Source organism: Pseudomonas aeruginosa, from assembly GCF_001457615.1.
Classification (GTDB): domain Bacteria; phylum Pseudomonadota; class Gammaproteobacteria; order Pseudomonadales; family Pseudomonadaceae; genus Pseudomonas; species Pseudomonas aeruginosa.
In genome coordinates this window covers 1,480,103-1,504,023 of sequence record NZ_LN831024.1, presented here as the reverse complement: position 1 = coordinate 1,504,023, position 23,921 = coordinate 1,480,103, and the positions used below count along the sequence as shown (strand labels likewise).

The following is a 23,921-nucleotide window of genomic DNA, read 5'->3' as shown; positions in this document are numbered from 1 at the left end:
TCAGGCCTCCTCGACCAATGGCTGCACCACGACGCCCGCTTCGATCCGCGCCAGGCGCTGCGGATCGCCGATGCCGAACTCGAACTGGGTTACCGCCAGGCTGGCGATGGCGGTGGCCTGACGCAGCACCCGCTCGGCCGGCCAGCCGCTGGCCAGCCCGTGCAGCATGCCGGCCAGCAGGGAATCGCCGGCGCCCACCGTGCTGGCCACTTCCACCGCCGGCGGCCGCGCCTGCCAGGCACCCTCGGCGGCGAACCAGTTGACCCCCGCGGCGCCCTGGGAAATCACCACCTGGCCTACCCCGTCCTGGCGCAGACGTTCGGCCGCCTGGCGCTGTGCGACCAGGTCATCCATCGGCGCCGAGCAGAGATCGGCCAGTTCCTCGAGGTTCGGCTTGATCATCCACGGCGCAGCCTTCACACCTTCGCGCAGGGCCGCGCCGCTGCTGTCGAAGGCGACCTTCAGGCCGAGGCGCCGCAAGCGCCGCAGCAGTTCGCCCAGCCATTCCGGCTCGACCCCGCGCGGCAGGCTGCCGGCGACCACCGCCAGCTCGTGCTCCCCGGCAAGCCGGTCGAGGCGTTCGAGCAACGCCGCCTGGGCTCGCTCGTCGGCCTCCGGGCCCGGCCCGTTGAGGTCGCTGACGCGCCCGCCGCGCTCGGCCAGCTTGATGTTGCTGCGGGTTTCGCCCGGCACCCGGACGAACGCATCGGCGAAGCCACGACGCTGGAACATGGCGGTGAACGGCGGCTGGTTGTCTTCGCCGAGGAAGCCGCTGACCGTCAACCGATGGCCGAGGTCGGCAAGCACCTGGGCGACGTTCAGACCCTTGCCGGCGGCCTGGGTCAGCACCGCCTCGCTGCGGTTAACCGCCCCCAGTTCCAGCTGGCGCAGGCGCACGGTGAGGTCCAGCGCAGGGTTCAGGGTAATCGTCAGGATCCGCGCCATTACTGCACCTCCGCTTCCACCAGGGCCCGGACCTCGGCGGCGCTCGCCAGGCCCAGGGCTTTGCGGGCCAGGCCGCGCGCAGCGACCAGCTGCAGTTCGCGCACGCCGGCCTTGACCAGGGCGATGCTGCGCGCCGAGACGCTCAGCTCGTCCACTCCCAGGCCGACCAGCAGCGGCAACGCCAGCGGGTCGGCCGCCAGTTCGCCGCAGACGCCGACCCACTTGCCCTCGGCGTGGGCGGCGCGGACGGTCATGTCGATCAGTTGCAGCACCGCCGGATGCAGGCCGTCGGCCTGGGCCGAAAGACTCGGGTGGCCGCGATCGATAGCCAGGGTGTACTGGGTCAGGTCGTTGGTGCCGACGCTGAAGAAGTCCACCTCGCGGGCCAGCACCGGCGCGAGCAACGCCGCCGAGGGCACCTCGACCATGATCCCCAGTTGCAGGTCGGCCAGCGGGATTTCCTCGCGCAGGCGCAGCGCCAGGTCACGCGCCTGGCGCCATTCGTCGAGGCTGCCGACCATCGGGAACATCACCCGCAGCGGCCGCTCCCCGGCAGCGCGGAACAGCGCGCGCAACTGGGTCTCGAGGATCTGCGGTCGCTGCAGGGTCAAGCGGATACCGCGCAGGCCCAGATAGGGATTCTCTTCGTGGGGAATCGGCCAGTACGGCAGCGGCTTGTCCCCGCCGACATCCAGGGTCCGCGCCACCAGCGGACGTCCGTCGAGGGCGTCGAGCACCCGACGGTATTCCGCTTCCTGGGTCGCCAGGTCCGGCGCGCGGGCGTTGTTCATGAAGACGAACTCGGTGCGCAGCAGGCCAACGCCCTCGGCGCCCAGCTCCACCGCGCGCGCGGCGCCGGCGGTGTCGCCAAGGTTGGCGCAGACTTCCACCGCGTGGCCATCGCGGGTCCGCGCAGGCTCCAGCCGCTGCGCGTCGGCGCGGGCCTGGCGCTGCTGGCGGGCGTCGCGCTCGGCGGCGGCCTGCTGCAACTGTTCGGTGCTCGGCGCCACCTGCAGCCAGCCGTGCTCGCCATCCAGCAGCAGTGCCGTGCCAGGCTCCAGGCCGAGCACCGCCGCGCCGGCGCCGACCAATGCCGGAATGCCGAGGGCGCGGGCGATGATCGCGCTGTGCGAAGTGGCGCCGCCGCGCGCCGTGAGGATGCCGGCGACCCGCTGGGCGTCGAGGCGGGCGACATCGGAGGGGCCGACCTCGTCCATCACCAGGATGTACGGCTGCTCCGGCTCGCGCGGCGCCTCCACCCCGCAGAGCCTGGCCAGCACCCGCCGGCCGAGGTCGCGGAGGTCGGCGGCGCGCTCGGCGAGCAGCGCGTCGTGCAGCGCCTCCTGTTGCGCCGCGCTGTCTTCCACCACCCGACTCCAGGCCGCTTCGGCGCTTTCGCCGCGATTCAGGCGCAGTTGCACCTGCTCGGCCAGTTCCGGATCGTCGAGCATCTCCCGGTGGGTGACGAAAATCTCGCGGATCGCCTTCACCGTGCTGCGTTCGACCAGGCCGACGATCTCCTCGTCCACCGCCCGCTTGGCCCGCAGCAGGCGCTCGCGTTCATGGGCCGGCGACTCGCCGCGCGGCTGGAACTCGAAGCGCTGCGCCACCTGGACATGCGCCGGACCACTGGCGATGCCCGGCGACGCGGCGATTGCCTGCAGGCGCTCGCCGGCGCGCAGCGGCGCCGGCCGGGCATCCTCTTCCGCCTCGCCGACGGCATCGGGCAAGGCCTCCTCCGCCAGCGCTTCGACCTCCTCGCCGAGCCCCTCGCGCACCGCGGCCAGCAAGGCTGGCAGCGCGTCCTCGGCGATCGCCGGCTCGGCGCTGAACTCCAGCGTCTGGCCGCGTCGCGCGCCGAGGGCGAGCAGCTTGCTCAGGCTCTTCGCCGAGACGGGGGCCGCCTCGCTGTCGGCCAGGCGTACCCGGATCTCGCCGGCGAAACCCTTGGCCAGCTGCGCCAGCGCCTGCGCCGGGCGGGCATGCAGGCCATGCGGGTTGGCCAGGACCGCTCGCGCGCTGGGCCAGTCCGGCGGCAGCTCGCCACCGAGCGCCGCGAGTACGCTGCGGCTGCTGGTGGCGCGCACCAGCTCGGCGCCACGCCCTTCCAGCAACAGGTCGCACAGGCGTTCGAGCAGCGCCTGGTGCGCTTCGCCCAGGCTGGCCAGGCAGAACAGCCCGGTGACCAGTTGCCCCTGGTGCTGCAACGGTTGCGCCGGAGTGACGAAGGCCAGCCCGGGGCGCTTCACCAATTGTTCGCTGTGCAACCAGCACAGCCCGTCGCCCAGCGGCAACGGTTCAGTCTGCTGGAGCACGGCGGCGAAGCCGTTCTCCACGCAGCCGGCCTTCTTCAACAGGCGCGCGCCGAGCCAGGCCAGTTCGTCGAGGTCCTCGGCGTTCTGGCCGAGGCCGACCAGTTGTGCGTCCAGCGCCAGTTCCTGCGGCGCGCCCTGCAACAGGCCGAGGACTTCCTCGGCGCTGGCGGCCGCGCTCAGCGCCGGTCCCAGGTCGGCCTCGCCGAGGGCGCGGGTGAGCAATTGCAGGAGCTGCAGGTGTTCGTCGGACTTCGCCGCGATGCCGATGGCCAGGTAGACCTGCTGGCCATCGCCCCAGTCCACTCCCTCGGGGAATTGCAGCAGGCGCACACCGGTGCTGAAGACCAGCTCGCGGGTATCCGGGGTCCCATGGGGTATGGCGATGCCCTGGCCGAGGTAGGTGGAGCCTTGTGCCTCGCGCGCCTTCAGGCCCTCGGCATAGCCGGGCGCGGCCAGGCCGTCGGCGACCAGCGCCGCGCCGAGCAGGCGCAGGGCTTCGGCCTTGTCCGCGGCGCGCTGGCCCATGCGGATCTGCCGGGTATCGAGTTCGAGCATGGAAACCTCCTCAGGAGCGAACGGCTCCCCGTCTCACGTCCGGATCGTCCCGCCGCGCCGAGGCGCGGGCGCGGGATGTGCCGGCGGTAGCGGAAAGCGGCTCGCGGGAGCCTTCCGTACAGCCTGGGGCGGTGATCCGCTTGTTGTCATTGACCTGCCATAGCGTAGGCGGCGCCGCGTTCGGGCTGCGCGAGGCAGCCTGGGGCAGGGGGCGCCGGCTTCGCCGGAATCTTTTGCTGAATCGATTCACTTAATTAAATTGGCACGTTACCCGATAATGATTGATCCTTGAAGCCCAACTTGTCGTCGCCTCCAGTAGAGATCGGTTTGAAACTCAGTGATATCGCCCGCCTGGCCGGGGTCTCGGTGACCACCGCCAGCTACGTCATCAATGGCAAGGCCGCCCAGCGGCGCATCAGCGCCGCCACCGTCGAGCGCGTGCTTGCCGTGGTCGAGGAACACGGCTACCAGCCGGACCAGCAGGCCGCCGGCCTGCGCCGCGGGCAGACCCGCACCCTCGGCTTCATCCTCCCGGACCTGGAAAACCCCAGCTACGCCCGCCTCGCCAAGCAACTCGAACAAGGCGCCCGGGCGCGCGGCTACCAGTTGCTGATCGCCTGCTCCGACGACGAGCCGGAGACCGAGCGCCAGGTGGTCAACCTGTTCCGCGCGCGCCGCTGCGACGCGCTGATCGTCGCCAGTTGCCTGCCGGCCGGGGATGATACCCATGCCCGGCTGGTCGCCGAAGGCCTGCCGGTGGTGGCCATCGACCGCCAGCTCGACCCGCAGCGCTTCGCCTCGGTGATCAGCGACGACCAGGACGCCGCGCGCCGCCTCACCGAAACCCTGTTGCAACCGGCGCCGCGCCATATCGCCCTGCTCGGCGCGCGGGCGGACCTGATCATCAGCCACGACCGCGCCGCCGGCTTCCGCCAGGCGCTGAAGGACTTCCGCGGCGAGGTCATCGTCGAGCATGCCGAGGTGTTCAGCCGCGAGTGCGGACGCCGCCTGATGGAGCAATTGCTCGAGCGCCTGGGCTACCTGCCCGACGCCCTGGTGACCACTGCCTATGTACTCCTCGAAGGCGTCTTCGATGTGTTCCAGGCGCGCGCCGACGGTTGGCCCGAAGGCTTGCGGGTGGCGACCTTCGGCGACACCCAGTTGCTCGACTTCGTGCCGCTGAAGGTCAACTCGATCTACCAGCAGCACGCGCTGATCGCCGCCAACGCCCTCGAACTGGCGCTCCGCGCGGTCGAGGAGAACGACTACCGGCCGGGCCTGCACGCCGTCCCCCGGCAACTCAAGCTGCGCGACTGAGCCGGCCGCCATGCGCCTGGTCGACACCCACAACCACCTCGACTTCCCGGACTTCGACGCCGACCGCGCCGCGCTGCTGCAACGCAGCCGCGCGCTGGGGGTCGAGCGCCAGGTGGTGCTCGGCGTCTACCGCGAGAACTGGCAACGGGTCTGGGACCTGGCGCAGGCCGAGGATGGCCTGTACGCGGCGCTCGGCCTGCACCCCGTCTACCTGGCGCGGCACCGCCCGCAGCACCTGGACGACCTGCGCCAGTGGCTGCAACGCCTGCGCGGCGAGACGAAGCTCTGCGCGGTCGGCGAGATCGGCCTGGACTACTACCTGGAACACCTCGACCGCGACGCCCAGCAGGCGCTGTTCGAGGCCCAACTGCGGCTAGCCGCGGAATTCCGCCTGCCGGCGCTGATCCACGTGCGCCGCGCCCACGCGGCGACCATCGCCACCCTCAAGCGCATCCGCCTGGAGCGCCGTGGCATCATCCATGCCTTCGCCGGCAGCCGCGAGGAAGCCCGCGAGTACCTCAAGCTCGGCTTCCGCCTCGGCCTCGGCGGCGCGCCGACCTGGCCGCAGGCCAACCGCCTGCGCAAGGTGGCGGCGGAGCTGCCGGCCGAGGCCATCGTGCTGGAAACCGATGCGCCGGACATGGCGCCATCGATGCATCCCGGCCAGCGCAACAGTCCGGAGCACCTGCCGGACATCTGCCGCGCCCTCGCCGAGCTGCGCGGGGTCGACGCCGAGGAACTGGCGGCGAGCAGCAGCCGCAACGCCGCCGAGCTGTTCGGCTGGGACTGATCAAGCGTCGCGCAGGACTTCCGGCGCCAGTTGCGGGTACGTCTCGCGCAACGCCTCCAGGCAGACCGAAAGCTGCGCCGCTTCCTCCGGCAGGCGCCGGGCGAAGTCGCTCCAGCCTTGCAGACGCAATCGCCGGGGCATCGGCACCAGGCCGCTGATGGCGTCCCAGAAGGCATCCCAGTTGCATCCGTACCACGGCGGCAACGCCAGGGCCTCGCGCAGGCGTTCGTGCAAGCGCGCGGCGCTGTCCACGTCCGCCAGCTCGATGGCCAGGCTCGCCGCCCGGTTCAGTTCCTCGTCCATGGAGCCTCCGCCAGCAATGCGTCGCAACGCTCGCGCACGAACGCGCGCAAGAGGGTCACCGGGCGGGTCAACTGGGCGCGGTGGGTACACAAGAGGTTCATCGGCGTCGCCTCGCCCTGCCAGTCCGGCAGCAGCAGGCGCAGGCGCCCGGCGCGCACGTCCTCGGCCACGTCCAGCCAGGACTTGTAGACCAGCCCCTTGCCGGCCAGGGCCCAGCGCCGCACCACGTCAGCGTCGTCGCAGACCCGGTCGCCGGCGACCGTCAGGGTCAGGCTGCGGCGGCCCCGCTGGAACGCCCAGCGGTCGTGTACCCGGCCGCCGAGTTGGTAGAGCAGGCAATTGTGCTCGCGCAGGTCGTCCGGCTGGCGCGGCTCGCCGCGCTCCGCCAGGTAGCCCGGCGCGGCGCAGAGCACTCGCCGGTTGTCCGGCGCCAGCGGCAGGGCGACCAGGCTGGAGTCGGCCGGTGCGCCGTAGCGGATCGCCACGTCCACCGGTTGCCGGTAGAGATCGGTCACCCGGTCGCCGAGCAGCAGGCGCAGGCTCAGTTGCGGATAGCGCGCCTGGAACTCGTCGAGCCATGGCAGCAGCAGGTTGCGGCCGAAGTCGGAGGGCGCGGAAAGCTGCAGTACCCCGGCGATCTGGTCCTTGCCGCCCTGCAGCAACCGGCGCCCCTCCTCCAGGCTGCGCAACGAGGCGCGGGCATGCAGGAGGAACGCGTCGCCCTCGGGAGTCAGGCGCAGGCTGCGGGTGGAGCGGGCGAACAGGCGTACCTCCAGCTCGCTTTCCAGGCGCTTCAGCGCCGCGCTGGCCACCGCCGGGGAAATCTCCAACTGGCGCGCGGCGGCGGACAACGAGCCGCTGTCGCTGGTGTGGACGAACACTTGGAGGTCGTCGTAACGCAGCATTTTCAAGATTCCTTTGAAAGAGTCTTCCCTGATAGCCTGTTTTTCAGCGATTTGAAATAGCCCATCCTGACTCCGCCCCATCGAAGGAACCCACCATGAGCACACCCCTCACCCTGATCGCCACCATCACCGCCGCCCCCGGCCACGCCGAGGCCCTGGAACGCGAATTGCGCGCCCTGGTCGCCCCGTCGCGCGCCGAGGCTGGTTGCCTGCAGTACGACCTGCACCAGGACCGCCACGACTCCCACCTGTTCTACATGATCGAGCAGTGGCGCGACGACGCCGCCCTGGAGCGGCACCAGAACACCGAACACTTCCTGCGCTTCAGCCGCGGCAACGAAGCCCTGCTGCAGAACGTGAAGATCGACCAACTCTATCGCCTCGCCTGAGGCCCGTTTCCCGGAGTTCCCATGAAAGCTGTCGGTTACTACCAATCCCTGCCCATCGACCATCCCGACGCCCTGCTCGACCTCGAACTGCCCGAGCCCACGCCGGGCCCGCGCGACCTGCTGGTGGAGGTCCGCGCCATCTCGGTCAACCCGGTGGATACCAAGGTCCGCCAGCGCGCCCAGCCGGAAGCCGGCCAGGCCAAGGTGCTGGGCTGGGACGCGGCGGGCGTGGTGCGCGCGGTCGGCAGCGAGGTCAGCCTGTTCCGTCCTGGCGATCGGGTCTGGTACGCCGGGGACATCACCCGCCCCGGTAGCAACAGCGAGCTGCATCGGGTCGACGAGCGCATTGCCGGGCACCTGCCGAAAAGCCTCGACTTCGCCCAGGCCGCGGCCCTGCCGCTGACCACCATCACTGCCTGGGAACTGCTCTTCGAGCGCTTGCAGATCGCCGAAGGCAAGGCCGACCAGGGCCAGAGCCTGCTGGTGGTCGGTGCCGCCGGCGGGGTCGGTTCGATCCTGGTCCAACTGGCCCGGCAACTGACCGGCCTGAACGTGATCGGCACCGCTTCGCGCGCAGAGACCCAGGCCTGGGTCCGCGACCTCGGCGCGCACCATGTGATCGACCACGGCAAGCCGCTGGCCGAAGAGCTGAAGCGGATCGGTGTCGCCGAGGTCAGCCACGTCGCCAGCCTGACCCACACCGACCAGCACCTCGAACAGATCGTCGCCGCGCTGCGCCCGCAAGGCCGCCTGGCGCTGATCGACGACCCGGCGTCGCTGGACATCGGCAAGCTGAAGCAGAAGAGCCTGTCGCTGCACTGGGAGTTCATGTACACCCGCTCGATGTTCCAGACCGACGACATGATCGAGCAGCACCGGCTGCTGGAGCGGGTCGCCGGGCTGATCGACGAAGGCGTGTTGAAGACCACCGTCGGCGAGCATTTCGGCCGCATCGACGCGGCCAACCTGCGCCGCGCCCACGCGCTGCTGGAGAGCGGCCGGGCCAAGGGCAAGATCGTTCTCGAAGGGTTCTGAACGGCAGGACCACGGGGCGCGGCGTTTTCCACCCTACCGCCGTGCCCCTGGCCTTTGCTATCCCGCCTTGCGCACCCTCAGCGCAGCCTCGATCTCGCCAAGGATCGTCGGGTCGTCGATGGTCGATGGCGCCGCGTAGTCCTCGCCATCGGCGATCTTGCGCAGCACCGCGCGGAGGATCTTCCCGGAGCGGGTCTTCGGCAGCCGCTTGACCACCACCACCCGCTGGAAGCAGGCCAGCGCGCCGATCTGTTCGCGGACCAGCGCCACCAGCTCGCGCTGCAGTTGCTCGGCGGCGATCCCGGCATCGTCCTTGAGCACCACCAGGCCCAGCGGCACGTGGCCCTTGAGTTCGTCCCGCACGCCGATCACCGCGCACTCGGCAACCGCCTGGTGCTGCGCCACGCGTTCCTCCATCTCGCCGGTGGAGAGGCGATGCCCGGAAACGTTTATCACGTCGTCGGTGCGCCCCATGATGTAGACGAAGCCGTCCTCGTCGAGATAACCGCCGTCGCCGGTGTGGTAGTAGCCGGGATAGTTGCCCAGGTAGGCCTGCAGGTAGCGCGGGTGGTCGCCCCAGAGGGTCTGCGCGCAGCCCGGCGGCAACGGCAGGGCGATGACGATCGCGCCCTGGCGGTTCGCTCCCAGCGGCCGGCCTTCGTCGTCCAGCACCTGCACGTGGTAGCCGGGCACCGCGCGGTTGGTCGAGCCGGCCCGCAGGTCGTGGCCGGCGATCCCGATGCAGGGCGCGGTCACCGGCCAGCCGGTCTCGGTCTGCCACCAATGGTCGTGGACCGGCCGCCCGGTGTGCTCCTCCAGCCAGTGCTGGGTGCTGCTGTCGAGCTTCTCGCCGGCCAGGAACAGGTGGCGCAGCGAACCCAGGTCGTAGCGCTTCACCCGTTCGCCATGCGGGTCTTCCTTGCGGATCGCGCGGATCGCCGTCGGCGCGCAGAACAGGCTGTTCACCCTGTGCTCTTCGATCACCCGCCAGTAGGCGCCGGCGTCCGGCGTGCGCACCGGCTTGCCTTCGTAGAACACCGTGGTACAGCCGCACATCAGCGGGCCGTAGACGATCAGCGAGTGGCCGACCACCCAGCCGACGTCGGAGATCCCCCACCAGACGTCGCCGGCCTGCATGCCGTAGATAGTGCGGACCGCGTAGCGCACCGCGACCGCGTGGCCACCGTTGTCGCGGACGATACCCTTGGGCTTACCGGTGGTGCCCGAGGTGTACATGATGTACAGCGGATCGCCGCTGGCCACCGGCAGCGGATCGGCCGGCTCGGCGGCGGCGAGGCAGTCCTGCCAGTCCAGGTCGCGGCCCGGGTGCAGGCGCGCGGGCGCCTGCGGGCGTTGCCAGACCATGACGTGGGCAGGCTGGTGGATCGCCAGTTCGAGGGCCTTGTCCACCAGCGGCTTGTATTCGATCACCCGGTCGAACTCCAGCCCGCAGGAAGCGGTGAGCACCAGCTTCGGCGTGGCGTCGTCGATACGCAGAGCCAGCTCGTAGGGAGCGAAGCCACCGAACACCACCGAATGCACCGCGCCCAGGCGCGCGCAGGCGAGCATCGCCATGGCCGCCTGCGGCACCATCGGCATGTAGATGATCACCCGGTCGCCCTTGCCGACCCCGAGGGCCCGCAGGGCGCCGGCCAGGCGCGCCACTTCGTCGCGCAGCCGCAGGTAGCTGTAGCGGTCCTGGGTGCCGGTCACCGGCGAGTCGTAGATCAGCGCGGTCTGTTCGCCGCGCCCCTCCTCGATCTGCCGGTCGAGGGCCAGGTAGGCGCTGTTCAGACGGCCATCGGCGAACCAGCGATGGGTGCCGTCGGGCAGGCTTTCGAGGATGTTCGCGGGCGCCTGGTACCAGGCCAGGGAACGGGCCTGTTCGGCCCAGAACGCGGCCGGCTCGGCGATCGAGCGGGCGTGCTGCTGCAGGTACGTCATGTTCCAGCCCTCTGATTGTTCTTATTAGGGATGAAGCAGTGAGTGAGCCTTGGAGTATGGGCGGGCGCCGGGCACCCGCCATCAACCTTTGGTCGTAGGGGTCAGTCCTTGCCGCGGTAGAGCTTCTGGATGCTGGAGAAGTCCAGCCCCTCGTGCTCGGCATCGGCCTGGGCGTGCAGGCTGAACAGGTTGCGCGCCAGCGCGCCGAGCGGCGTCGAGGCCTGCACCGCCTGGGCGTTGGCCAGCGCCAGGCCGAGGTCCTTGTTCATCAGGCGCACCTGGAAACCGCCGGCATAGCCGTTGCTCGCCGGCGCCTGCGGCATCACCCCGGGCCAGGGGTTGTAGAGGTTCAGCGCCCAGTTGCCGCCGGAACTCTGCTTCATCACCTCGGACAGCACCGCCGGGTCGAGGCCGTTCTTCACCCCCAGCGCCAGGGCCTCGGCGGTGCCGGCCATGAGGATGCCGAGGAGCATGTTGTTGCAGATCTTCGCCACCTGGCCGGCGCCGTGATCGCCGGCGTGGAAGATGTTCCGGCCCATGTTCTCGAGGATCGGCCGGGCCCGCGCGAAGCCTTCGGCGGGGCCGCCGACGATGAAGCTCAGGGTGCCGGCGCGGGCGCCGCCGACGCCGCCGGAAACCGGCGCGTCGAGCAAGGTCAGGCCCTTCGCCGCGGCGGCCTCGGCGACCTTGCGCGCGGTCTCCGGGGCGATGGTCGAGCAGTCGATCAGCAGGGGCTTGCCGGCGACCCGCGCGAGCAGGCCGTCGTCGCCGAGATACAGGCTTTCCACGTGCTGCCCGGCCGGCAGCATGCTGATCACCACTTCGGCGCCTTCGCAGCACTGCAAGGCGCTATCGGCGCCCTGCGCGCCTTGCTCGACCAGGCCCAGCACGGCCTTGGGCTGCAAGTCGAAGACATTCACCCGGTGGCCGGCCTTGAGCAGGTTGGCGGCCATCGGCCCACCCATGTTGCCCAGGCCGAGGAATGCGATGTCGGTCATCGGTCCGTCTCCCTTTCAGCGCATCTGGATCGAGAAGTTGGTCCCGGCCACGCTGTCGCTGTCGAACCAGCGCGCGGTCACGGTCTTGGTCTCGGTGTAGAAGCGCACGCCCTGCTTGCCGTAGGCGTGCAGGTCGCCGTAGAACGAGCCCTTCCAACCGGTGAAGGAGAAGAACGGCAGCGGTACCGGGATCGGGATGTTGATGCCCACCTGGCCGACCTCGATGTGGTGCTGGAAGGTCCGCGCCGCGGCGCCGGAGCTGGTGAAGATCGAGGTGCCGTTGCCGTAGGGGCTTTCGTTGATCAGGCGGATCGCCTGCTCCAGGCTGTCGACCTCGGCCAGGCAGAGCACCGGGCCGAACACCTCTTCGCGGTAGATCGCCATGTCCGGGCGCACCCCGGCGAACAGCGTCGGGCCGACCCAGTTGCCGTCCGGGTATCCCTCGACCTTGTAGCCGCGGCCATCCAGCAGCAGTTGCGCGCCCTCCTCCACGCCCTGGCCGATCAGGCGCTCGATGCGCGCCTTGGCCTGCGGGTTGATCACCGGGCCGTAGCTGGCGCCGCTGTCGTCCCATGGGCCGGGGCGGACCTTGGCCAGCGCGTCGCGGATTTCCGGAATCCACTCGCGGGCGGCCCCCACCAGCACCGCCACCGAGATCGCCATGCAGCGCTGCCCGGCCGCGCCCACCGAGGCACCGACCAGGTTGCTGATGACCTGTGCCTTGTCCGCGTCGGGCATGATCACCATGTGGTTCTTCGCCCCGGCGAAGCTCTGCACGCGCTTATTGTGCGCGGTGCCGGTGTGGTAGACGTACTGGCCGACGGCGACCGAGCCGACGAAGGACACCGCCTTCACCTGCGGGTGCTTGAGCAACTGGTCGACCTGTTCCTTGCCGCCATGCACCACCTGCAGCACGCCCTTCGGCGCACCGGCCTCGAGGAACAGCTCGGCGAGCCGCACGCTGGTCAGCGGCACCTGCTCGGAAGGCTTGAGGATGAAGGCGTTGCCGCAGGCGATGGCCAGCGGGAACATCCACAGCGGGATCATCGCCGGGAAGTTGAACGGGGTGATGCCAACGCACACGCCCAGCGGCTGGGTGATGCTGTAGGTGTCGATGTTGCGGGCGACGTTCTCCACCGTCTCGCCCATCAGCAGCGAGGGCACGTTGCAGGCGTGCTCGACCACCTCGATACCGCGCCAGACGTCGCCCTTGGCGTCCTCGAAAGTCTTGCCCAGCTCGCTGGAGACGATCTTCGCCAGTTCGTCGTGGTGTTCCTTGAGCAACGCCTGGTAACGCAGCATCACCCGCGCGCGCTCGGAAACCGGGGTTTCCTTCCAGCTGGCGAAGGTTTCGCGGGCACTGGCCACCGCCTGCTCGACCTGCTCCGCGCTGGCGCAGGCGATCTCCGCCAGGGTGCTGTTGTCGAGGGGATTGCTGACCGGGATGCGCTGGGCGCCGAGACCTTCGACGAAGGCTCCCGCGATGAGGTGGCGGACTGGGACTGACATGAACCCTCCTGCACCGGCCAGGCCGGCTTTTATTGTTGTGGCGGACTGGTACGAGGTCGATTCGGACCTCGCTTTGGCCAAGAAGCTATCACTGGGCGGAAGGTCGCGAGATCGACTAAATTGTGTTGTTCATGGACTATATTGCGGAGCCGGCTACCGACATGTCGCACACCTCCGACTGGCCCCTGCCGGCCGACAGCCTGCGCTTGCCGATCCCGGCGGCGCTGCTGGAGAAACTGGCGGTCCACCCGCTCAGCCGCGACCTCTACCCCACCTCCCTGGGCCACTACCGGCGCGCCCGCGACCACCGCATGAGCCGCGAGCGCCATGACGAGCACCTGCTGATCTATTGCAGCGAAGGCCAGGGCCTGTTGCGCGTGCGCGAGGGCGAGGCCTGGCGCGAATACCGGGTCGGCAGCGGCGACCTGCTCTGGCTGCCGCCGGGCATGGCCCACGACTACGCCGCCGACGACCGCCAACCCTGGACCATCTTTTGGACCCACCTGCGCGGCGACAGCGCCACCTGGCTGCAACACAGCGCCGGCTACCGCGACACCCCGCTGCGCCATTGGGGCCTGCAACACGCCCTGCTCGGCGGCTTCGAGCAACTGCTGGAGGTGCGCCACAGCGGCTACCGCTTCCAGCACTTCCTGCTCGCCGCCAGCCGCCTGCGCAGCCTGCTCTGCCAGCTACCGCTGCTGCGCCCGCTGCGCGAGGGCAGCCTGGACCTCGACGGGCTGCACGCCTACATGCGCGAACACCTGCATGCGCGCCTCGAACTGGAACGCCTGGCGGCCTTCTGCAACCTGTCGAAGTTCCATTTCGTCAGTCGCTACAAGGCGATCACCGGCCGTACGCCTATCCAGCACTTCCTGCACCTGAAGATCGAGTACGCCTGCCAGTTGCTGGACAGCAGCGACCAGAGCGTGGCTCGGGTCGGCCAGGCGGTCGGCTACGACGACAGCTACTACTTCTCGCGCCTGTTCAGCAAGGTCATGGGTTTGTCGCCGAGCGCCTACCGGCAGCGGGTAAGGCAGGGCGAGGGAGGAGCCTGAAGCGCTCTGCGGCGGGGCTGTAAACGAAGCGGCGACCAGTTGTCGGCAAACTGATCCCGGTCAGTGTTTTCCGGGCCGACAGGACTAGACTGAAGCTCCCTTTCCAGCCCCGATGGATGAATCGCCATGAACATCCTCGTCCGCCCGTCGCAAACCCCGAAAGGCCAATGCTGGCAAGTCTGCCTCGACCAGCAGGCCGTCAACTTCCGTAGCGAAAGCGAGGCCCGGCGTTTCGTCGACCGCCTCGAGGCGCGCCTGCGCGCGCCCCATGTGCTGCCCGAACTGAAACAGCGAACGGCCTGATCCGCGCTCAGGCGGCCTGGCGCTCCAGGCGCCCGGTCTGCCAGGCGAGCAGGGTCGCGACCGCGCCGCAGACGGCGATCACCAGAGTCATGGGGATCGCCGTGCCGTCGTGGAGCACGCCGACCAGCGCCGAAGCGCCCGCCGCCACGCTGAACTGCAGGCTGCCCATCAGCGCCGAGGCGCTGCCGGCGTGCTGTCCCTGTCCGGCCATGGCGCAGGCGGAAGCGTTGGGAATGATGCAGCCGAGGCTGGCCACGCATCCGAACAGCGGAACCAGCAGCGGCCACAGCGTGGCCGGTTGCAGCGAAGCGATGCCCAGCAGGGCCAGGCCGCACGCCAGGTAGCCCCAGATGATCCGCCGCAGCCAGAACGCCGGCCCGCGATAGCGCAGCAGCCGCGCGTTGACCTGTGCCATGACGATGAAGCCCGCGGCATTGCTGCCGAACAGCCAGCCATAGTGCTCGGCGGGAATCCCGTAGAGCTGGATGAACACGTAGGGCGAACCGGCGATGTAGGCGAACATCCCGGCCATCGCCACCCCGCCGGAAAGGCCATAGGCGAGAAACAGGCGGTCGGCGAACAGCCGCCGGTACTGCCCCAGCGCGCCGGACAGCGGCGGTCGCTCGCCGTCGGCCGGGATGGTTTCCGGCAGCCACAACGCCACGCCGAGGCCGGCCAGGGCGGCGAACAGGGTCAGGCAGACGAAGATCGATTGCCAGCCCTGCCAGTCCAGCAGCAGGCCGCCGGCCACGGGGGCGAGGATCGGCGCCAGGCCCATCACCAGCATCAACTGGGAAAACGCCTTGGCGGCGCCGATCGGATCGCACAGGTCACGCACCACTGCCCGCGAGATGACCATCCCGGCGCAGCCGCCGAGGGCCTGGACGAAGCGCGCGGCGATCAGCCACTCCAGGCTCGGCGCCAGGGCGCAGGCGGCCGAGGCCAGGGTGAAGATACTCACCCCCACCAGCAGCGGCAGTCGCCGGCCATAGCGGTCGGCCACCGGGCCGTAGAGCAACTGGCCGATGGACAGGCCGGCGAAGTAGGCAGCCAGGCTCAGCTGGACGTGCTCGACGTCGGTGGCGAAGGCCTTGGCCAGGGTCGGGAAGCTCGGCAGGTAGAAATCGATGGCCAGTGGCCCGAAGGCGCTCAGGGCTCCCAGTATCAGCAGGATGCGCAGGTTCATGGATCGCTCGGCACGGGGCGCGTCGGTGGCAGGCAAGGCACTTCCCTGCGCGGCTCCCGGCAAGCGGGACGACGACGCCTATCATTGAATCGTCTGTGAGGGCGGGCGGCTCCAGGCCTGAAGGCCGGTACTGGCGGGAAGATGCTACGGACAGCCGGGGAGTCGCCGAAAAAGCAGCGCGCAGCATAACACCGAAGACGCCCGCCGATCATGGCCGGAGACCGTGGAACCGCGGAATCCACGACTCATGAATGAGCAGCATTAGACAAAGGTGGTGTCGAAATACTTCGAGTCCGCCCGAGCGCGGCTAAAATCGGTACACTCCCCGCCCCGTTGCCGAGACCGATTCGACTACCCAGCACAGCATGCGACGCACAAAGGAAGATTCTGAAAAAACCCGTACGGCCATCCTCCTGGCCGCCGAGGAACTGTTCCTGGAAAAGGGCGTGTCCCATACCAGCCTGGAACAGATCGCCAGGGCCGCCGGGGTGACCCGTGGCGCCGTCTACTGGCACTTCCAGAACAAGGCCCACCTGTTCAACGAGATGCTCAACCAGGTACGCCTGCCGCCGGAGCAACTCACCGAGCGCCTGTCCGGCTGCGATGGCAGCGACCCGCTGCGCTCGCTCTACGACCTCTGCCTGGAGGCCGTGCAATCGTTGCTGACGCAGGAGAAGAAGCGCCGCATCCTGACCATCCTGATGCAACGTTGCGAATTCACCGAGGAACTGCGCGAGGCGCAGGAACGCAACAACGCCTTCGTGCAGATGTTCATCGAACTCTGCGAGCAGTTGTTCGCCCGCGACGAATGCCGTGTGCGGCTGCATCCGGGCATGACCCCGAGGATCGCCTCGCGCGCCTTGCACGCGCTGATCCTGGGCCTGTTCAACGACTGGTTGCGCGACCCGCGCCTGTTCGATCCGGATACGGACGCGGAACACCTGCTGGAGCCGATGTTCCGTGGCCTGGTGCGCGACTGGGGTCAGGCCAGCTCGGCGCCGTAGCCCTCCTCGCGGATCGCCTCGAGTACCTGGGTGCTGTCGAGCCGGCTGGCGACCCGGACTTCGCCGGCGCCAAGATCCACCTGGACGTCCGCCGCCGAATCCTTCGCCTGCACCGCATGGGTGATCGCCCGTACGCAGTGGCCGCAGGTCATGCCCTGAACCTTGAAGACTTGCATGGTATTGCCTCCTGTTGGTCATCGATGGGGCGATTTTCGACCTTGACATGGTGTCAAGGTCAATCCTCGAAATATCCGGTAACCGACAAAGCGTCAAGAACGGGTAAAGGCGGAGTAAAGAGGCTTAAACCCTACAAAGCACATGGTTAACATGTTCACCTTGTTCTTCACGAGGTAGAACCATGTCCATCCGCCGCTATTCCCCGTCACAGATCGCCCTGCACTGGCTCAGCGCCGTCGCGGTCCTGCTGATCATCGCCCTGCCCTACGGCGCCGACTTCTTCGCCGGCCTGCTCGGCGGCAAGGGCAACGTCTTCACCCTGCACAAGTCGCTGGGCGTGGCGGTACTCCTGCTGACCCTGACACGCCTGGCGCTGCGCCGCGTCCAGGGTGTCCCGGATACCCTGGAGGGGAACCCGGACTGGCAGCGCGCGGCCGCCAAGGCCGGGCATTTCCTGCTGTACGCGGTGCTGATCGTCATGCCGCTCTCCGGCATGCTCGCCGGCAAGCGTCCGCTGGACCTGTTCTGGCTGGTGCAGATCGGCCCGTTCGACCTGCCGGAAGCCTTCAAGGCGTTCGCCGGCGGCACCCACGTCACCGTCCAGTACCTGCTTTTCGCGCTGATCCTCGGCCACGCCGCCGCTGCCATCTGGCATCACCGCGTGCAGAAGGACGACGTACTGCGCGCCATGCTGCCGCAACGCGGCGCCTGACCCCAGCGACGGACGGGCACGCGGATGCCCGTCCCGACTTGTCCCGGGCCCCGGCTTCGGCCAAGCTTTTCCTTACGCCCCCCGCCGCCGAGGCCCGCCATGTTCCCCATCCTTCGCCCGCTGCTCCATACCGCTGCCCTGGCCTGCGCCCTCCCGGCGCTCGCCGCGGACCCGCAACCGGCCAGCGGCGGCTGGGCGCAACCCGACCCGGCGCCGATCGGCTATGCGGTGCTGAACGTTTCCCGCGAGCGGGTCGAGTCCGGCACTGCCTGCGATGTCGGCCTGTACGTCCACGACGAACTGGTCGGCAACCTGCAACCGGGCGCCAGCCTGGCCCTGAACCTGCAACCCGGCGCGGTGGACGTGCGTCTTGCGCCGAACGGTCCTGGCGACGCCTGCCGGAACGGCATGACCATCCTCGCCGGACAGACCCTGACCCTGCGCGCCGGAGAGATCCGCAACCTACGCATTACCCTCGGTGCGGGCGGGCTCTACCTGGCACCGGTGGCGGATGGGTACTGAGGGGTAGCGACTTGCCGTGGAGCATTGGCCATGACGCAGGGCACGAAGGTGGCGTTTCGGCACCGGGTGCACGGGGACTGCCTGGCGGGCCGTGAATGCGTGACTGGCCCCCAGCTCCCGTCGCTGCCTGCACGGCACTAAGGGGGGAAGCTGTTGCTTAGCGCTTGAGCGGGCGTCGTGCTTGCCTTGGCCTCTTGTTTCGCCTTTCCAGGCGAGTTCCTTCTGCAAGCGTCCAAAAGACTCGCCCACCACTCGGAGGGCAAGCCAGGAGCCCGATCCGTAGGGCGAATAACCGCTTGCGGTTATCCGCCGGCTGTCCGGGGCATCGGCGGATACCGCCTGTGGCGGTATTCGCCCTACGGGACGTTCGAGCGGGCTTCATGTTTGCTGCTCAAGCTGCTTGTCGTGCTTGCCTTGGCCTCTTGTTTCGCCTTTCCAGGCGAGCTCCTTCTGCAAGCGTCCAAAAGACTCGCCCTGCCACTCGGAGGGCATGCCAGGAGCCCGATCCGTAGGGCGAATGACCGCTTGCGGTTATCCGCCGGCTCTCCAGTGCATCGGCGGATACCGCCTATGGCGGTATTCGCCCTACGGGACTATATCGCTCGCGATTTCTTAGCTACACGGCAGTGAGGGGGGCGCTGTTGCTTAGCGCTTGAGCGGGCGTCATGTTTGGTGGTCAAGCTATTTTCTGTGCCTGCCTTGGCCTCTTGTTTCGCCTTCCCAGGCGAGTTCCTTTTGCAAGCGTCCAAAAGGAACCAAAAGACTCGCCCCGGCATCCGGCCCCAGCCGCTTCTCGGCTGGGGTGCCCTCGCTGCATCGTTGCTCCCGGCGGCACGCCGCCACGGTCCTTCGTGGACCGAGGCGGCTCTCGCGGCATCCTGCCACTCGTCCCCCTCCGCAACGATTCCGCTCGGCCTCCTGACGGGGCGGGTTTGCCGCCCCACCACTTGGAGGGCAAGCCTCACTTCGTGGATGCCAGGAACCCGATCCGTAGGGCGGATACCGCCTATGGCGGCATTCGCCCTACGGGACTACACGGCAATGAACGGCGCAAGCTGGCCGTTCTGCTCTTTCTTGAGTTTCTTAGCTGCCTATACGGCAGTGAACCGGTAGTGGTCGCGGTCACACGTGTTATCTATTTTCTTAGCTGCCTATACGGCAGTGAACCTATGCGCTCCGCGGCTGAAATCATTGCGCGATTTCTTAGCTGCCTATACGGCAGTGAACTCGCTGAGTGCCTTTCGCCGTGACTGCCCGTATTTCTTAGCTGCCTATACGGCAGTGAACATCGCCGGCAAACAGCAGGACGGCATCATCAATTTCTTAGCTGCCTATACGGCAGTGAACTTCGCGGCGGACGTAGCGCGCCTGTTCCTCAATTTCTTAGCTGCCTATACGGCAGTGAACGGCATCGTGCTCGATGCCGGAGCCTTGGCCGATTTCTTAGCTGCCTATACGGCAGTGAACAACCGGGCGCGGCCGCGGGTCGGCAACGTCGATTTCTTAGCTGCCTATACGGCAGTGAACTAGGCTTCGGCGGTCATAGCCTGATCGATTGCTTTCTTAGCTGCCTATACGGCAGTGAACGCAGATCGCAGCGCTCACCGACGTCTCTACCGTTTCTTAGCTGCCTATACGGCAGTGAACGCCAGCGGCCGAGGCGGATTGCGAGACGACCATTTCTTAGCTGCCTATACGGCAGTGAACTTGATCAGCAGTAAGAAAGGCACTCTTTATTTTTTCTTAGCTGCCTATACGGCAGTGAACGAGTACGCGAAGCTCACCGGCGGCGCCAGCAATTTCTTAGCTGCCTATACGGCAGTGAACTAGCGGGCCGCTCTTCTTGCTGACGAACTAGCTTTCTTAGCTGCCTATACGGCAGTGAACTAGCCCCGAAAACCTATAACCATTTGAAGGAAAAAGAAATACCGAGTTTTTCCCGCCAGAAACCCTCTTTTTTCGAGGTCTCGTAACTTGCTGATTTATAAGGGCGTAAGAAATCGTCCGAAAAAAGGGTCGGAAGCTTCGGGCAATTGGCGGCCGTTTCGCGAGGACCGGGACGGCGATCAAGCGTGCCGTTCGGGCGCGAAAGGTCTTGTGATGGCGATGCCGCAAAGCCCCCGGCCAGGCCGGGGGCGTCGCGCCAGGGAGCGGCGCTACAGGCTCGGGTGGCCCGCCTCGATTTCGGACAAGGCATCGCTGAGCAGCGACAGCAACGCACCGTTGATGTAGGCCAGGGTGCCGCCGGGCTCTTCTTTCTCATCGAGCAAACGGGTCATGGCCAGGATGTTGATCGCCGACCTCAAGCGCACTTTCGCGTTGTCGAACAAGTGCGTGGGGAGTGCATGGGTGTCCACGTACAGGGTGGCGCTACGCGGACACATGTCGGCCTGGGAGGTGGGTAGCAGCGGGACGAAGCGGGGGGACGATTCTGTTACCTCGGGGTTGGACGTATCATTCGGCTTAGCCATGGGTCAGCTCCTTTATAAGCTGGTTTGTGGTTAGCGGGTCGTAGGTGTTCCCGCACCTGCGGCCCGCGTCTTTTTTGCCCTCAGAAAATAGAGGGCAGTGCCGTTCGGTCCTGTCCCTGCGGGATGGATTTGCCGGCCCCTCCATCATCCTCCTACTGGGTTTTTATCCAATTCCCGGGCTTCTGAGAGAGCCTGCGGAAATGTCCGGGGGAGCTGTCCGGTGTTTCCAGGGCCTGTAGGGCGAATACCGCCACAGGCGGTATCCGCCGATACTCCCGGATAAGCGGCGGATAACCGCAAGCGGTTATTCACCCTACGGATCAGGGCTTCGGTATGTGGAGGTCTGGCATGCACGAGGTCATCCCCCCTCCTGAAGCGGCCCTCAGCTCAATCGAATCCTTCCGCTCGCCACCAGCACCGCATGCCCGGCGATACTCACCCGCTCGCCCTCCAACCGGCACCACAGCTCGCCGCCGCGCGCCGAGCACTGCTGGGCGGTCAGCGACAGTTTGTTCAAGCGCTGGGCCCAGTAGGGAATCAGGCTGCAATGCGCGGAGCCGGTGACCGGGTCTTCGTCGACGCCCATCGCCGGGGCGAAGAAGCGCGAGACGAAATCCTTCTGCAGACCCCGCGCGGTGACGATCACTCCACGCCAGGGCAGCCGCGCCAGGGCCGCGAAGTCGGGGCGACAGGCGCGCACCGCCTCTTCGGACTCGAGCAGCACCAGCAGCTTGTCGGTGGAGCCCAGCACGTCCACCGGCGGCAGGCCCAGGGCCTGCTCCAGCTCGACGGTGCTACCGACCTCGCTCGGATACTGCGCGGGGAAATCCAGGACCAGCCGCTCGTCCTCGCGGTTGACCCGCAGCGCACCGGAGCGCGAGATGAATTCCAGGCGCTCGCCCGGCTCGTCGTAGACCTCGAACAGTACGTGGGCCGCAGCCAGTGTGGCGTGGCCGCAGAGCGCCACCTCGACGCTCGGGGTGAACCAGCGGATCCGCCAGGCCTCTCCTTCGCGAACGACGAAGGCGGTCTCGGAGAGGTTGTGCTCGGTCGCGATCATCTGCATCAGCTCGTCCGCCAGCCAGGCGTCGAGGCGATAGACCACGGCGGGATTGCCACTGAACGGGCGGGAAGAAAACGCGTCGACCTGGTGGAACTCGAGCTGCATGGCAGACCTCCTGGGAACGATCGCCACAGCATGCCGCCGCAGGCTCCGGGATGGGCGATACAGTGCGATCTTTTCCGATCGTAACAGTGGGACTTCGCCCTGCCTTCGACCCATTGCCCGAGCGGGCGTTTGCGGCGACCTGCCGGCGTTGTGAAGCCGCCGGCAAAAACGCCGCCTTTTTCCGCGAAACGCCGCTCAGGCCTCGCTGCGCACCCGTCGCACCGCGTTCTGCCAGCCGGCGTAGAGTTCGCCGCGGCGCTCCTCGGCCATGTGCGCGGCGAAGCGGCGCTGCAGGTGCCAGTGGCTGGCGATGTCGTCCAGGTCGCGATAGAAGCCGGCCTTCAGCCCGGCCATGTAGGCCACGCCGAGGGCGGTGGTCTCGGTGACTTCCGGGCGCTCCACGGTGACACCAAGGATGTCGGTGAGGAATTGCATCACCCAGTTGTTCACCACCATCCCGCCGTCCACCCGCAGCGCGCTGGGCGGCGTGCCGTCCTGGCGCATCGCTTCGAGCAGGTCGCGGGTCTGGTAGCAGACCGATTGCAGACCGGCGGTGACGATCTCCTTGATTCCGGTGTCGCGGGTCAGGCCGAAGATCGCGCCGCGCGCCTTCGGGTCCCAGTAGGGCGCGCCGAGGCCGGTAAAGGCCGGCACCAGGTAGACGCCGTTGGAGTCGCCGGCCTGGATCGCCAGGGCTTCGCTCTCGTGGGCGTGGTCGATCAGCTTGATGCCGTCGCGCAGCCATTGCACCGCGGCGCCGGCGACGAAGATGCTGCCCTCCACCGCGTAGCTGACCTTGCCGTCCAGACGGTAGCCGACCGTGGTGAGCAGGCGGTTCTTCGAGGTCACCGGCTGCTCGCCGGTGTTCTGGATCATGAAGCAGCCGGTGCCGTAGGTGCTCTTCACCATGCCCGGCTGGAAGCAGGCCTGGCCGATCAGCGCGGCCTGCTGGTCGCCGGCCATGCCCAGCACCGGGATCGCCGCGCCAAGCAGCGACGGCTCGCTGACGCCGAACTCCGCCGCGCAGTCGAGTACCTCCGGCAGCAGGCTGCGCGGGATCTCGAACAGCGCCAGCAATTCCTCGTCCCAGTCCTGGCTGTGGATGTTGAACAGCAGGGTGCGCGAAGCGTTGGTCGCGTCGGTGCGATGGGAGCGGCCGCCGGTCAGGCGCCAGAGCAGGAAGCAGTCGACGGTGCCGAAGCGCAGCTCGCCGCGTTCGGCGCGCTGGCGGGCGCCGGGCACGTTGTCGAGGATCCAGCGCAGCTTGGTGGCGGAGAAATACGGATCGATCAGCAGCCCGGTGCGCGCGCTGACGTTCGCCTCGTGGCCGGCGGCCTTGAGTTCGGCACAGTAGTCGGCGGTACGACGATCCTGCCAGACGATGGCCGGGTGGATCAGGTCGCCGCTGGCGGCGTCCCAGACCAGCGTGGTCTCGCGCTGGTTGGTGATGCCGATGGCGGCGATGTCGGCCGCGCGCAAGCCCTTGCGGGCGAGCGCGTCGCGACAGACCTGGAGGGTGGTCAGCCAGATTTCCTCGCCGTCGTGCTCCACCCAGCCGTCCTTCGGGAAGTACTGCTTGAATTCCTGCTGGCAGCTCGCCACCGGCAAGCCCTGGGCACTGAACACGATGGCGCGGGAGCTGGTGGTGCCCTGGTCGATGGCGAGGAGATAGTGGGACATGGAAAACCTGACAGATTGAAAAGTAAGACGAATGCCGACCGCTAGGCCGGCGGGATTAGCGGCTCATTCACGGCCGATGGCGGCGAACGAACCCTGGGTCAGCTGGGCCAGCACCTCGGCCGCCAGCTCCACTTCCAGCCCGCGCCGTCCTGCGCTGACATGGATGCTCGGGTACTGCCGCGCGCTTTCATCGATGAAGGTACGCAGGCGCTTCTTCTGCCCCAGCGGGCTGATCCCGCCCACCAGGTAGCCGGTAGCCCGCTGCGCCGCCTGCGGATCGGCCATGTCGGCCTTCTTCGCCCCCGCCGCATGGGCCAGGGCCTTCAGGTCGAGACTGCCGATCACCGGCACCACCGCCACCAGCAACTCGCCCTTCTCCGTGGCGGCGAGCAGCGTCTTGAACACCCGCTGCGGGTCCAGGCCGAGCTTTTCCGCGGCCTCCAGGCCATAGGAAGGTGCCTTGGGGTCGTGGCTGTAGCTGAGCACCTTGTGCGCGGCGCGGGCCTTTTTCAGCAGGTCGATGGCAGGGGTCATGGTCACTCCCGGAGAAGAACGTTGGCTGAAAACCGGCGCCTACCTTAAGCCATCGCCGCCCCTGCTGCACGGGCGCCGATGCCGCGGCCCGCGTGCCTCGGTAG

Annotated in this window: 22 protein-coding genes and 1 CRISPR repeat array; of the genes, 9 read left to right on the top strand and 13 right to left on the bottom strand. The window is 68.0% G+C overall.

The window, feature by feature from the left end; genetic code table 11:
• Both pfkB and ptsP read right to left on the bottom strand, forming a co-directional pair.
• Nucleotides 1-945 carry a 1-phosphofructokinase gene (pfkB, locus tag AT700_RS06970; RefSeq protein ID WP_003161906.1) on the bottom strand — a complete coding sequence of 315 codons (945 nt, stop codon included), beginning with the start codon at nt 943-945 and terminating at the stop codon, nt 1-3.
• Nucleotides 945-3,815, bottom strand: a complete 2,871-nt coding sequence (ptsP, locus tag AT700_RS06965) for a phosphoenolpyruvate--protein phosphotransferase (RefSeq protein ID WP_003119534.1) — start codon at nt 3,813-3,815, stop codon at nt 945-947. The genes pfkB and ptsP overlap by 1 nt, the downstream gene beginning before the upstream one ends.
• Before the next feature lie 327 nt (nt 3,816-4,142).
• Here ptsP and cra point away from each other — a divergent pair, with 327 nt between their 5' ends.
• Together cra and AT700_RS06955 are read left to right on the top strand one after the other, a co-directional pair.
• The gene (gene cra, locus AT700_RS06960; RefSeq protein ID WP_003104372.1) at nt 4,143-5,132 is read left to right on the top strand and encodes a catabolite repressor/activator; all 990 of its coding nucleotides are present in this window, start codon (nt 4,143-4,145) and stop codon (nt 5,130-5,132) included.
• 10 nt (nt 5,133-5,142) lie between these two features.
• The gene (locus tag AT700_RS06955; RefSeq protein ID WP_003104370.1) at nt 5,143-5,922 is read left to right on the top strand and encodes a TatD family hydrolase; all 780 of its coding nucleotides are present in this window, start codon (nt 5,143-5,145) and stop codon (nt 5,920-5,922) included.
• On the opposite strand, the gene AT700_RS06950 is transcribed toward AT700_RS06955, so the two are convergent.
• Together AT700_RS06950 and AT700_RS06945 are read right to left on the bottom strand one after the other, a co-directional pair.
• Complete coding sequence (locus AT700_RS06950; RefSeq protein ID WP_031804819.1) at nt 5,923-6,225, bottom strand: barstar family protein; 303 nt, start codon at nt 6,223-6,225, stop codon at nt 5,923-5,925. It abuts the gene before it with no gap.
• Nucleotides 6,210-7,130, bottom strand: coding sequence for a LysR family transcriptional regulator (locus AT700_RS06945; protein WP_003104359.1), 921 nt, complete (start codon nt 7,128-7,130; stop codon nt 6,210-6,212). The genes AT700_RS06950 and AT700_RS06945 overlap by 16 nt, the downstream gene beginning before the upstream one ends.
• 95 nt (nt 7,131-7,225) lie before the next feature.
• On the opposite strand from AT700_RS06945, the gene AT700_RS06940 reads away from it, so the two are divergent.
• Both AT700_RS06940 and AT700_RS06935 read left to right on the top strand, forming a co-directional pair.
• Complete coding sequence (locus AT700_RS06940; protein ID WP_003104358.1) at nt 7,226-7,519, top strand: putative quinol monooxygenase; 294 nt, start codon at nt 7,226-7,228, stop codon at nt 7,517-7,519.
• Between the two features lie 21 nt (nt 7,520-7,540).
• A complete protein-coding gene (locus tag AT700_RS06935; protein ID WP_003104356.1) occupies nt 7,541-8,554 on the top strand; it encodes a zinc-binding alcohol dehydrogenase family protein in 1,014 nt (337 codons plus the stop codon).
• A gap of 57 nt (nt 8,555-8,611) precedes the next feature.
• Here the strand turns inward: AT700_RS06935 and AT700_RS06930 are convergent, their stop codons facing one another.
• From AT700_RS06930 to mmsA, 3 genes are all read right to left on the bottom strand, one after another.
• Nucleotides 8,612-10,498 carry a propionyl-CoA synthetase gene (locus tag AT700_RS06930; RefSeq protein WP_003104354.1) on the bottom strand — a complete coding sequence of 629 codons (1,887 nt, stop codon included), beginning with the start codon at nt 10,496-10,498 and terminating at the stop codon, nt 8,612-8,614.
• 101 nt (nt 10,499-10,599) lie between these two features.
• Nucleotides 10,600-11,496 carry a 3-hydroxyisobutyrate dehydrogenase gene (mmsB, locus tag AT700_RS06925; RefSeq protein WP_003143309.1) on the bottom strand — a complete coding sequence of 299 codons (897 nt, stop codon included), beginning with the start codon at nt 11,494-11,496 and terminating at the stop codon, nt 10,600-10,602.
• Nucleotides 11,497-11,511: 15 nt separating this feature from the next.
• Nucleotides 11,512-13,005, bottom strand: a complete 1,494-nt coding sequence (gene mmsA / locus AT700_RS06920; RefSeq protein ID WP_003104350.1) for a CoA-acylating methylmalonate-semialdehyde dehydrogenase — start codon at nt 13,003-13,005, stop codon at nt 11,512-11,514.
• A 131-nt stretch (nt 13,006-13,136) separates the two neighbouring features.
• On the opposite strand from mmsA, the gene mmsR reads away from it, so the two are divergent.
• Together mmsR and AT700_RS06910 are read left to right on the top strand one after the other, a co-directional pair.
• Nucleotides 13,137-14,060 carry an MmsAB operon transcriptional regulator MmsR gene (mmsR, locus tag AT700_RS06915; RefSeq protein ID WP_003122160.1) on the top strand — a complete coding sequence of 308 codons (924 nt, stop codon included), beginning with the start codon at nt 13,137-13,139 and terminating at the stop codon, nt 14,058-14,060.
• Between the two features lie 126 nt (nt 14,061-14,186).
• Nucleotides 14,187-14,363 (top strand): hypothetical protein, encoded by a 177-nt coding sequence (locus tag AT700_RS06910; protein WP_003104346.1) that lies wholly within the window; start codon nt 14,187-14,189, stop codon nt 14,361-14,363.
• A 7-nt stretch (nt 14,364-14,370) separates the two neighbouring features.
• Here AT700_RS06910 and AT700_RS06905 read toward each other — a convergent pair whose 3' ends face one another.
• On the bottom strand, nt 14,371-15,549 hold the full coding sequence (locus tag AT700_RS06905) for a multidrug effflux MFS transporter (RefSeq protein WP_003092150.1): 1,179 nt from the start codon (nt 15,547-15,549) through the stop codon (nt 14,371-14,373).
• Nucleotides 15,550-15,914: 365 nt separating this feature from the next.
• On the opposite strand from AT700_RS06905, the gene nalD reads away from it, so the two are divergent.
• Nucleotides 15,915-16,553, top strand: a complete 639-nt coding sequence (nalD, locus tag AT700_RS06900) for an efflux system transcriptional repressor NalD (RefSeq protein ID WP_003092152.1) — start codon at nt 15,915-15,917, stop codon at nt 16,551-16,553.
• On the opposite strand, the gene AT700_RS06895 is transcribed toward nalD, so the two are convergent.
• Nucleotides 16,532-16,729, bottom strand: a complete 198-nt coding sequence (locus AT700_RS06895; RefSeq protein ID WP_003092153.1) for a heavy-metal-associated domain-containing protein — start codon at nt 16,727-16,729, stop codon at nt 16,532-16,534. The two genes, nalD and AT700_RS06895, sit on opposite strands and share 22 nt — an antisense overlap.
• A gap of 182 nt (nt 16,730-16,911) precedes the next feature.
• Here AT700_RS06895 and AT700_RS06890 point away from each other — a divergent pair, with 182 nt between their 5' ends.
• Both AT700_RS06890 and AT700_RS06885 read left to right on the top strand, forming a co-directional pair.
• Nucleotides 16,912-17,442, top strand: coding sequence for a cytochrome b (locus tag AT700_RS06890; protein WP_003092155.1), 531 nt, complete (start codon nt 16,912-16,914; stop codon nt 17,440-17,442).
• A gap of 99 nt (nt 17,443-17,541) precedes the next feature.
• The gene (locus AT700_RS06885) at nt 17,542-17,964 is read left to right on the top strand and encodes a hypothetical protein (RefSeq protein ID WP_003117503.1); all 423 of its coding nucleotides are present in this window, start codon (nt 17,542-17,544) and stop codon (nt 17,962-17,964) included.
• A 1,079-nt stretch (nt 17,965-19,043) separates the two neighbouring features.
• A CRISPR array of direct repeats spans nt 19,044-19,851; the repeat unit is 28 nt; unit sequence TTTCTTAGCTGCCTATACGGCAGTGAAC.
• Between the two features lie 269 nt (nt 19,852-20,120).
• Here AT700_RS06885 and AT700_RS06875 read toward each other — a convergent pair.
• From AT700_RS06875 to ybaK, 4 genes are all read right to left on the bottom strand, one after another.
• Nucleotides 20,121-20,435: a hypothetical protein gene (locus AT700_RS06875; RefSeq protein WP_003113065.1), complete on the bottom strand. Its 315-nt coding sequence runs from the start codon at nt 20,433-20,435 to the stop codon at nt 20,121-20,123.
• Nucleotides 20,436-20,817: 382 nt separating this feature from the next.
• Nucleotides 20,818-21,603 (bottom strand): PhzF family phenazine biosynthesis protein, encoded by a 786-nt coding sequence (locus AT700_RS06870; RefSeq protein WP_003092159.1) that lies wholly within the window; start codon nt 21,601-21,603, stop codon nt 20,818-20,820.
• Nucleotides 21,604-21,798: 195 nt separating this feature from the next.
• Nucleotides 21,799-23,283 carry a glycerol kinase GlpK gene (gene glpK / locus AT700_RS06865; RefSeq protein WP_003092161.1) on the bottom strand — a complete coding sequence of 495 codons (1,485 nt, stop codon included), beginning with the start codon at nt 23,281-23,283 and terminating at the stop codon, nt 21,799-21,801.
• Between the two features lie 63 nt (nt 23,284-23,346).
• Nucleotides 23,347-23,817, bottom strand: coding sequence for a Cys-tRNA(Pro) deacylase (ybaK, locus tag AT700_RS06860; protein WP_003098459.1), 471 nt, complete (start codon nt 23,815-23,817; stop codon nt 23,347-23,349).
• Nucleotides 23,818-23,921 lie beyond the last annotated feature (104 nt).

Bases quoted from the DNA above. Each gene is read 5' to 3' on its own strand.
- pfkB (WP_003161906.1), bottom strand. From the start codon at position 945: ATGGCGCGGATCCTGACGATTACCCTGAACCCTGCGCTGGACCTCACC.
- ptsP (WP_003119534.1), bottom strand. From the start codon at position 3,815: ATGCTCGAACTCGATACCCGGCAGATCCGCATGGGCCAGCGCGCCGCG.
- AT700_RS06955 (WP_003104370.1), top strand. From the start codon at position 5,143: ATGCGCCTGGTCGACACCCACAACCACCTCGACTTCCCGGACTTCGAC.
- AT700_RS06950 (WP_031804819.1), bottom strand. From the start codon at position 6,225: ATGGACGAGGAACTGAACCGGGCGGCGAGCCTGGCCATCGAGCTGGCG.
- AT700_RS06945 (WP_003104359.1), bottom strand. From the start codon at position 7,130: ATGCTGCGTTACGACGACCTCCAAGTGTTCGTCCACACCAGCGACAGC.
- AT700_RS06940 (WP_003104358.1), top strand. From the start codon at position 7,226: ATGAGCACACCCCTCACCCTGATCGCCACCATCACCGCCGCCCCCGGC.
- AT700_RS06935 (WP_003104356.1), top strand. From the start codon at position 7,541: ATGAAAGCTGTCGGTTACTACCAATCCCTGCCCATCGACCATCCCGAC.
- AT700_RS06930 (WP_003104354.1), bottom strand. From the start codon at position 10,498: ATGACGTACCTGCAGCAGCACGCCCGCTCGATCGCCGAGCCGGCCGCG.
- mmsB (WP_003143309.1), bottom strand. From the start codon at position 11,496: ATGACCGACATCGCATTCCTCGGCCTGGGCAACATGGGTGGGCCGATG.
- mmsA (WP_003104350.1), bottom strand. From the start codon at position 13,005: ATGTCAGTCCCAGTCCGCCACCTCATCGCGGGAGCCTTCGTCGAAGGT.
- mmsR (WP_003122160.1), top strand. From the start codon at position 13,137: ATGGACTATATTGCGGAGCCGGCTACCGACATGTCGCACACCTCCGAC.
- AT700_RS06910 (WP_003104346.1), top strand. From the start codon at position 14,187: ATGAACATCCTCGTCCGCCCGTCGCAAACCCCGAAAGGCCAATGCTGG.
- AT700_RS06905 (WP_003092150.1), bottom strand. From the start codon at position 15,549: ATGAACCTGCGCATCCTGCTGATACTGGGAGCCCTGAGCGCCTTCGGG.
- nalD (WP_003092152.1), top strand. From the start codon at position 15,915: ATGCGACGCACAAAGGAAGATTCTGAAAAAACCCGTACGGCCATCCTC.
- AT700_RS06895 (WP_003092153.1), bottom strand. From the start codon at position 16,729: ATGCAAGTCTTCAAGGTTCAGGGCATGACCTGCGGCCACTGCGTACGG.
- AT700_RS06890 (WP_003092155.1), top strand. From the start codon at position 16,912: ATGTCCATCCGCCGCTATTCCCCGTCACAGATCGCCCTGCACTGGCTC.
- AT700_RS06885 (WP_003117503.1), top strand. From the start codon at position 17,542: ATGTTCCCCATCCTTCGCCCGCTGCTCCATACCGCTGCCCTGGCCTGC.
- AT700_RS06875 (WP_003113065.1), bottom strand. From the start codon at position 20,435: ATGGCTAAGCCGAATGATACGTCCAACCCCGAGGTAACAGAATCGTCC.
- AT700_RS06870 (WP_003092159.1), bottom strand. From the start codon at position 21,603: ATGCAGCTCGAGTTCCACCAGGTCGACGCGTTTTCTTCCCGCCCGTTC.
- glpK (WP_003092161.1), bottom strand. From the start codon at position 23,283: ATGTCCCACTATCTCCTCGCCATCGACCAGGGCACCACCAGCTCCCGC.
- ybaK (WP_003098459.1), bottom strand. From the start codon at position 23,817: ATGACCCCTGCCATCGACCTGCTGAAAAAGGCCCGCGCCGCGCACAAG.